The organism is Flavobacterium sp. ACAM 123 (genome assembly GCF_000264055.1).
Taxonomy (GTDB): domain Bacteria; phylum Bacteroidota; class Bacteroidia; order Flavobacteriales; family Flavobacteriaceae; genus Flavobacterium.
In genome coordinates this window covers 1-8,881 of sequence record NZ_AJXL01000129.1, presented here as the reverse complement: position 1 = coordinate 8,881, position 8,881 = coordinate 1, and the positions used below count along the sequence as shown (strand labels likewise).

Genomic DNA, 8,881 nt, shown 5'->3' with positions numbered 1-8,881 from the left:
CCTGATGTTACTTTGTATGGAGTCGTTGAATCTTCGATTTCAAGGGGGAGTTAGAACTGCATATAAATGCTATGGCGCTATAAATTTGATTCTTGCTATTGAGTTTTTTATATATAAATGGGAGCAACACACCCCCAACCCCTTTAATTCCTGATGTTACTTTGTATGGAGTCGTTGAATCTTACATTTCAAGAGGGGAGTTAGAACTTCATATAATTGCTATGGTGCTATAAATGTGATTTGAGCCATTGCGTTTTTTATTTATGAACAGGAGCAACACACCCCCAGCCCCTTTAACTCCTGATGTTATTTTGTATGGAGTCGTTGAATCTTCGATTTCAAGAGGGGAGTTAGAAGTACTTAAAACTGCTATGGTGCTATAAATGTGATTTGAGATATTGAGGTTTTATGGCAGATGAAGCTATTATGATATGAAGTGTGGTTGAGAGCTTCCATAAAAAATCGGATATTACATGTTAGAAGATAAATACTATTAGTAACAATTTATTTAAATTTGTTTTGAAAACAGTATAGTTAATGATTCAATTGTACGCATTCCCCTCTCGAGAGGCTAGGGGTGTGTTCTTTCTAAAAAAAAACAGAGGTCTCCCTTTAGGGCAGGGGTAAACCGCGGTTCATTTTTCCCCTTCAGATTGCTTCATTCTTCGCAATGACTGGAGGGAATTAAAAAAGAGAATAAACTCACCCTATCTTAAAAAACTGATTGTTGGCGATGGCTTCTTTTAATGGTGCCAAATCTTTTAGTTTTACTTTTTGGTCGAAAGCTTTAATGTGATTGTCATGATGCACGTCAGAACCTACGTAACTGTACATTCCTTTTGCTAGTAGCTGCTCTGCAATTTTTGTGATTTGGGGACCGTAATAACCCACTACCGACAATAAATTGAGCTGAAATAGACATCCCGCTCTTTTTAGTTTGACATACTCATTAAAGTTGTTGTGGTAAAATAAGTAACGCTCGGGATGCGCTAATACCGGAATATACCCTGCCACCTGCAAGTCAAAGAGTATAGAATACAACTGAATGGGCGCATTGATGTATGACATTTCGACCAAGACATAGTTGTCTTTTAATGTCAAGAGATCATGGGCTTGAAAAAGTCGTGCAAATTGATCGTCCATTAGGTACTCTGCAGCAGCCTGGAAAGGAACTGTAATGTTGTTTTTTTCAAGCAATCGTACTGTTTCTGTTTTTTTGGATACGATTCCCTCATGAGTATTGTCCCAGATATGTTGAATAATATGAGGAGTTGTGATGAACTGCTTTACGCCAAAGCTTTGTAGCGCCTGAGTAAGTCGCAAGGTGTCCTCAAAAGTTTTCGCCCCGTCATCAATTCCCGGTAATAAATGGGAATGAATGTCGATATGACCTTCTGGAATGAGGTCTTTGAGAAGGGGCTTATTTTTGGAAAAGAAAAACACTACTTTATTTTTAAAATTGATAGCGCAAAGGAACAAAATTTCGGGTAGTAGTTCCTATAAAAACGGCAGATTAACGCAGATAATATTAAAAGAGAACAAGAGCAATCATTGATTGAAAGAGTCGCTTCTATTTGTAGGTCGGGACAGTAATACAAAAACGAACTGTTCTATGATGTAGAAGTAGAGCGCGGTCTACCGGATAGTAATGTTAGAAGGGGATTAGGAAAATAATTTTCATATCAAGTGCTATTTTCTGTATCGAACAGGATACTTTTTTCTAAAATGATTTAAATTCGATGTTTGTAGCTAACAAAAGCTGCATTTCACGCGGGCTAATCTAAAATAAATCATGATATTTGGGGCAAAATGTTATATTTGTGATGCAGAAGTGTCACCGAGAGTACTAAAGTAGAAAACGAAGATTTATTCTAGAAATAGCCGATTACTATACATGCATAACCAGGAAAATACAGATAACAGTTGGTTGTTTGAAATAACACCTAAAAACAAGTTCTTCTCCCTTAACCTCAAGGAAGTATGGCAATACAGGGATTTAGTATTGCTTTTTGTGAAGAGAGATGTAGTGACTGTATACAAGCAGACCGTTTTGGGGCCGCTTTGGTATTTGATCCAACCTTTGTTTACTTCGATTACTTTTACCATCATATTTAATAATTTAGCCGGGATCAGTACGGGAACCGTGCCTCCGTTTTTGTTTAATCTGGCAGGAATCACCGTTTGGAACTATTTTACGGCCTGTCTCACGGGAACGTCCAATACTTTTGGCGCTAATGCGGGGATTTTTGGCAAGGTATATTTCCCGCGGTTGATCGTACCCATTTCTATCGTGATTTCTAATTTGATTAAATTTGGAATCCAGTTCTTCATCTTTATCGCTTTTTATATTTATTATTATGGGCAAGGAGCTGCCATAAGTTTAAATGGGGCTGTGGCGTTCTTCCCTTTGTTGATTATCTTGATGGGCGTTTTAGGATTGGGATTAGGAATGTTCATTTCATCCTTGGTCACCAAATACAGAGATTTTAGTTATCTGATTGGTTTTGGCGTGCAATTGCTGATGTATTTATCTGCGGTGATGTATCCTATGGCATTGATTAAAGAAAAAATTCCCAGTTATGGATGGTTGGTTCAATATAATCCCTTGGCTTACATTATAGAAACAGCTCGTTTTATGTTGCTGAATGTAGGACATATTTCTGTTTTTGGGTTGTTGTATACATTCACCGTAACGGTAATCGTATTTTTAGTAGGAGTATTGATTTTTAATAAGACGGAGAAGAGTTTTATAGATACGGTATAGTTGGTGACATTTAGTTTTTTATTAATCGATAGTCCAAACGAATAAAATAAGTAAATTTAGTTTCTGTTGCCAGTATTTATTGGGATTCAGGATGCGAAGCGGTGGACTGGTTTTAGTGTAAAAATAGTAACGAGTTGCTAATCTCGAATGCTGTTTTTAAAATGGTATTTAAGAAACAGGTATAGAATTAATAATAGATTAATGAATAAACAAATCCATTTTCTCGCAAAAAAATTAGGGTATAAAATATCTAATATTTCCCAAAAGGAAAAAGAGATACAAAATTTAATAAAAAGTTTTGCGGTTAGACATGATAAGAACAATTTAGTTTTTAGATCAGCTTCTTATTTATTTGAAATAAAAAAAAATTTTCCAGAACTAAGTATAAAGAGTCATAAAGAGGGCGTCGTGGCACAGTTTAATGGTTTGAAGTTTTATATAGAATCACCGGAAGAATTTTTTATACTTAAAGAAGTTTTTATTGAAAAAGATTATAATTTATTGTCTAATGAAAGCCTTGTAGTTTTTGATATAGGAATGAATATTGGTATTAGTTCCTTGTTTTTTGCATTAAACAAAAATGTTGCTAAAATATATTCTTTTGAACCTGTAGTGACAACATATGCTCAGGCGGCTTATAATTTAGAACTAAATCCAAGCTATTCTAATAAAATCGAGACCTTTAATTATGGATTAGGCGGTTCTTCTCGAGTTGAAAAAGTGTTGTATAATTCACAAGCAAAAGGAAATTGCGGGATTAGGTTGGATTTAAGCCTAGTTTTAGATAAAGATAATGCGGAAGAGATTAATATAGGCATAAGGAGTATTGGTGAGGTGCTTCCTGATTTGTTTACTAAGCATCCAGAACAGAAAAAAGTATTAAAAATAGATTGCGAAGGGGCAGAATATGAGATTTTAGAAAAATTGAGTGAGCTAAATTTATTAGATGAAATCGATGTATTGTTGATCGAATGGCATGATAAAGGAGCTAAAACCCTTGAAGATTTATTGGTAGAAAATAATTTTAGAATAATTTCAAGATATTTGACTTCCATTACCGGTATGATTTATGCTTTTAAAAGATAACCTAGCTGTTTCTAAATTATGCAAACACCCAAAGTCTCCGTAGTTGTTCCCTGTTATAATCAAGCCCAATATTTAGACGAATCATTGGCGTCAATATGCAACCAGACCTATACAAATTGGGAGTGTGTTATTGTCAATGACGGAAGTCCAGATAATACCGAAGAAATAGCTCAAAAGTGGGAAGCCAAAGATCCTCGTTTTAATTATTTAAGTAAGGAAAATGGAGGGGTTAGCAGTGCCAGGAATTTGGGTATTGAGAAATCCACCGGGGAATATATTTTAACCTTAGATGCCGATGATAAGTACGAAGTTACTTTTATGGAGAAAGCAGTAGAGATATTGCAAAACAATTCTGAAGTGAGTATTGTGAGTAGTTGGGGGATGTTTTTTACAGAAGCTAAAAAACTGCAGGTATTTAAAACAAATGCGAAGTCTATAGCAGATTTTTTGTTTCATAATGGTGTCAACATGGGCTCTTCTTTATTTCGAAAATCATGCTGGGAAAAAGTGGGTAAATATGATGGCGATTCCAGGAATGGCTATGAAGATTGGGAATTTTATTTGAGAGTAACGGCATTAGGTTGGAAAGTGCATATTATTGAGGAGGTTTTGTTTTTTTACAGACAACATATAGTTTCAAGACGAAGAGAAATGAACCGGATAGATAATGAAAATAAGAAATACATTTATATGCAAAATAAGGCTATTTATGTTGCTCATTACGAAGAATTAGTAGATCGTCTTTTAACCGTTTCTGATTTAGAAAAAAAAGAGATAAATAAATTTAAAGAGACTATCGATTATAAAGTAGGTAATATTATACTGAAACCCTTGCGAAGTATTAAATGGTTTTTTATAAAATTTTTTACAGATAATCAATTTCTAAAATACTTTTATGAAGGAAATAAAGATAAATTTTGTTGATTTTTGGCCAGGATTTAATAAAACCAACAACTATTTCTATAACCTATTGATTCAGAAATACAAAGTTAGTATCGATGCAAATCCAGATTTGTTGTTTTACTCTTGCTATAACAATGACTATTTGAACTTTGATTGTACTCGGATATTTTATACTGCAGAAAATATTAGACCCGATTTTTCAGCTTGTGACTTTGCTTTTTCGTATGGTTACAATGCAAAAATAAATCACTTTAGATTGCCTTTATATTCTATGTATATTGACTTGCTCAATATGAAAGATAAAATAGAAGCCACTTTGAGTAGAGAAGAAGCCCAAAAAATATGGAAGACTAAATCCAAGTTTTGTTGTATGGTAGTTTCAAATGCTACTGGAACTAAACGATTAGATTTTTTTAAAAACCTTTCTAAAATAAAACAGGTTGATTCAGGAGGAGGGATTTTTAACAACATTGGAGGAAAAGTTGTAGATAAATTGGAGTTTATTAAAGATTACAAGTTTGTAATTTCATTTGAAAACGGTCAAAATGATGGCTATACAACAGAGAAAATATTAGAACCTATATACAAGGATTGTATCCCAATTTATTGGGGAAATAAGCTAGTCGACAAAGACTTTAATTCTAAGAGGTTTCTGGACTATAGTAAATTTGAGTGCGAAAAGGATTTGATTGATAAGTTACTCGAAATGGAGCTAGATGATGAGCTTGCCATTTCGATGTTGATGCAGCCGGCCTTTGGTGAAAATAAACGACCACATGAAGAGGAGCGAGCAGAGGTACTTCGTATTTTGGGTAGAATTATAGAAAACCCGGAAAAACCCATTGCCAGACAATTATGGAAATATATTCATTTGCTGAAAAGAAAATATAGAAAGAATAAAAAGAGAATTAAGAGAATTTTGAATTAGTTTAATATTGCCTACCGCTATCACAACGATACTGTCTTTCTAATAGTATAAAATATAAAACAATTGAATAACTGGATTGCTTTGTTAAATTTGAAAGATAGCACCTTTTAATTATTAATGTAGATTTTAATTTTGATTGTTCAAAAAACAATTTAATTATTTGTGAAAAAAAATATAAAGATAACTGAAACCCAGATTCAGGAGTAAACAAAAAAATGAGTAAAGACATCATCTTAAAAGCCGAAAACATTTCCAAGCAATACCGCCTCGGGCAAGTTGGCACTGGAACTTTGAGCCACGACCTGAACCGTTGGTGGCACGAAATACGGGGCAAGGAAAATCCTTATTTAAAAATTGGCGATACCAATGACCGTAGCACTAAAGGCAAGAGCGACTATGTTTGGGCATTACAAGACATTAATTTTGAAGTGGAACGCGGCGAAGTCTTGGGCATCATTGGCAAAAACGGAGCGGGAAAATCGACCTTGTTAAAAATATTGTCTAAAGTTACAGCACCTACAACCGGAAGCATAAAATCTCGGGGACGCATTGCTTCTTTGCTGGAAGTGGGAACGGGTTTTAATGGCGAAATGACGGGACGCGAAAATATTTTTTTGAACGGTGCCATTTTGGGAATGACCAAAAAAGAAATTACCGCCAAGATTGACGAAATTATAGAGTTCTCGGGTTGCGAACGTTACATAGATACTCCTGTAAAACGCTACAGCTCTGGAATGACGGTGCGTTTAGCTTTTGCCGTAGCCGCTTTTTTAGAGCCCGAAATTTTGGTTATTGATGAGGTGTTGGCCGTGGGCGATGCCGAGTTCCAGAAAAAAGCCATTGGCAAGATGCAGGATATTTCCCGTGGAGGAGGTAGAACGGTGTTGTTTGTGAGTCATAATATGGCGGCGGTACGAAGTTTGTGTACTAGGGGGATTGTTTTGGAAAATGGGAAAGTGGTTTTTGATGGAGGAATTGATGAAAGTATTGAGAAATATCATAATAAAACATCAAATTATGATTCTTTTTTTAGAAGAAATAAGTTAAAACCTTTAAATGAAATTGGATTTGAACAAATAGAAATTAAAGATGAGAAGGGTGAATTAATTAACGAGTTTTCATTTGATGAAAAAATAATAATTGACTTTAATCTGATATCTAAAAACAATATTAACGAGAATAATAGATATAAATTATTTTGTACAATAGTTAACCAAAAAGGGGCAAGAGTATGTTCATTTGAGAGTGATTTGATTAAAACAAATCAAATAAAATTAGAAATTGACGCAGATTTTTTAGTCAGAGGAGTATATTATTTGCATGCGTTTATCCATATACCAGGACTATTAAGGGTTGATATGGTAAATGAAGTTTGTTCGTTTGAAATTGTAGATGAAAAATCGATATTAAGTATTCATGGTGCATATGATTATGGACAAGTGTTTGGAAAAGGCAAATGGATATATAAAAGTGAGATTGTACGTAGAAATTAATTAGTCTAGCTTCTGTAAGAAGAAAATAAAGTTATTAAATTAATCGATAAATCTCAAGTTATTTGTTCAAGAAAAGATTTACCGAGGAAAAAACACAAGTACTACAAGATTTAAAGTGGTAGAATTGTGATATTGTTGTAATAAGAGAAAATATACATCTTTTATGTTAGGATAATAAACAGTCTTTTAAAATTCGAATGAATAAAAATGTGATATGAAAAATTTAGATTAAAATAATATTTAAAAAAATTAAATATAATTTATGGTACTCTTCCTTTCAAAGAACGTTTTTTGAATCTAAATCCAAACAAGAGGGTATGATTATGCTTTTCGAGAAAGAATTTTATTATCATTATGGACTAGCTTTTTATGATACATATAATGAAATTTTTGGAAGTAATATATATGAATTCCAAACCAATACTACTAAACCGGTTATTATTGATTGTGGCGCCAATATGGGATTAAGTGTGTTGTATTTTTCAAAAAAACACCCAAATGCCGAAATCATTGCGTTTGAACCCGATGAGAGCGTACTTCCCTTTTTAGAAAAGAACATTCAATCTCAAAAAATAAACAATGTAAAACTCCATAAAAAAGCTGTATGGACAGAGGAGACACATTTGAAATTTTATACCGATAATGGTTTAGGTGGGCGAATAGAAAAAAAATATGAAAATCAAGTTCCAAAAATCATAAAGACTTTGCGGTTAAGAGATTTTTTGGACACACAAAATCCTATTGATATGTTAAAAATGGACATTGAGGGTTCAGAATATGAAGTGCTCATAGATTGTGAAGATATGTTATGTAATGTAGGTCATATTTTTATTGAATATCACAGTATATATGACGAAGAACAACATTTAGAAGATATTTTAAACATAGTTAAACGGCAAGGATTTAGATATCATCTTAAACAATCTTTTTCAAGAAAAAAACCATTTGTAGACAATAATCTAGTTTGTGAAAGATTTGATATGGCAATCAATATTTTTGCTTATAAAAATTAAAGAAAGATGCTCTCTATAATAATCTGTTCACGAGCCCAAACTATAAACGAAAATTTGTCGGTGAACCTCGAAAACACGGTGGGTTGCCTATATGAACTAATTGTTGTAGACAATTCCGAAAACAAATATTCTATTTTTGAAGCTTATAATATAGGAATTCAAAAAGCTAAAGGAGCATATTGGTGTTTTATGCACGATGATATTTCGTTTCATACTCCAGATTGGGGCATGGCCATTAGAGCAATTTTTGAATCAGATTGCAATATAGGACTGATAGGTGTAGCTGGGGCAAAGGTTAAAACAAAGATGCCATCGGCTTGGTGGGAATGTCCCATAGACCAAAGAGTGATCAATATAATTCAGCATATTGATGGCGGTACAATTGAAAAGTGGGAACTGGGTTGGGGTAAAAAAAGTATTGAAGAGGTAGCTGCAATTGATGGCGTTTTTATGGTAGGGAGAAGTGTTGTAGGACTTCGATTTGATGAAATGAAATTAAAAGGCTTTCACAATTATGATTTGAATCTATCTTTAGCCTATAAAAAACAAGGGTATAAGATTATGGTGACTCATAATGTTTTGTTAGAGCATTTTTCGGCTGGAGTGATCAATGAAGATTGGCTAGTGTCAGTATTAAATTTTGATAGATATTATGGTAAGTATCTGCCTATTGACATTAATAACTGTCGAGTTT

Annotated in this window: 8 protein-coding genes; 7 read left to right on the top strand and 1 reads right to left on the bottom strand. The window is 33.6% G+C overall.

The window, feature by feature from the left end; genetic code table 11:
• Positions 1 to 702: 702 nt before the first annotated feature.
• Positions 703 to 1,443 (bottom strand): tyrosine-protein phosphatase, encoded by a 741-nt coding sequence (locus A3SG_RS0116265; protein ID WP_029596866.1) that lies wholly within the window; start codon positions 1,441 to 1,443, stop codon positions 703 to 705.
• A gap of 451 nt (positions 1,444 to 1,894) precedes the next feature.
• Between A3SG_RS0116265 and A3SG_RS0116260 the strand changes: the two genes are divergently transcribed.
• The 7 genes from A3SG_RS0116260 to A3SG_RS0116230 form a co-directional block, all read left to right on the top strand.
• Positions 1,895 to 2,764: an ABC transporter permease gene (locus A3SG_RS0116260; protein WP_016991065.1), complete on the top strand. Its 870-nt coding sequence runs from the start codon at positions 1,895 to 1,897 to the stop codon at positions 2,762 to 2,764.
• 201 nt (positions 2,765 to 2,965) lie between these two features.
• Positions 2,966 to 3,850, top strand: a complete 885-nt coding sequence (locus A3SG_RS0116255; RefSeq protein ID WP_016991064.1) for an FkbM family methyltransferase — start codon at positions 2,966 to 2,968, stop codon at positions 3,848 to 3,850.
• A gap of 18 nt (positions 3,851 to 3,868) precedes the next feature.
• A complete protein-coding gene (locus A3SG_RS20175) occupies positions 3,869 to 4,774 on the top strand; it encodes a glycosyltransferase family 2 protein (RefSeq protein WP_016991063.1) in 906 nt (301 codons plus the stop codon).
• Complete coding sequence (locus A3SG_RS20170) at positions 4,746 to 5,681, top strand: glycosyltransferase family 10 domain-containing protein (RefSeq protein WP_016991062.1); 936 nt, start codon at positions 4,746 to 4,748, stop codon at positions 5,679 to 5,681. The genes A3SG_RS20175 and A3SG_RS20170 overlap by 29 nt, the downstream gene beginning before the upstream one ends.
• Before the next feature lie 215 nt (positions 5,682 to 5,896).
• Positions 5,897 to 7,174, top strand: coding sequence for a polysaccharide ABC transporter ATP-binding protein (locus tag A3SG_RS0116240; protein ID WP_016991061.1), 1,278 nt, complete (start codon positions 5,897 to 5,899; stop codon positions 7,172 to 7,174).
• Between the two features lie 317 nt (positions 7,175 to 7,491).
• Positions 7,492 to 8,187: an FkbM family methyltransferase gene (locus A3SG_RS20165; protein ID WP_016991060.1), complete on the top strand. Its 696-nt coding sequence runs from the start codon at positions 7,492 to 7,494 to the stop codon at positions 8,185 to 8,187.
• Between the two features lie 6 nt (positions 8,188 to 8,193).
• Positions 8,194 to 8,881 (top strand): glycosyltransferase (locus A3SG_RS0116230; protein WP_016991059.1); only part of this gene is annotated, 688 nt, incomplete at its 3' end.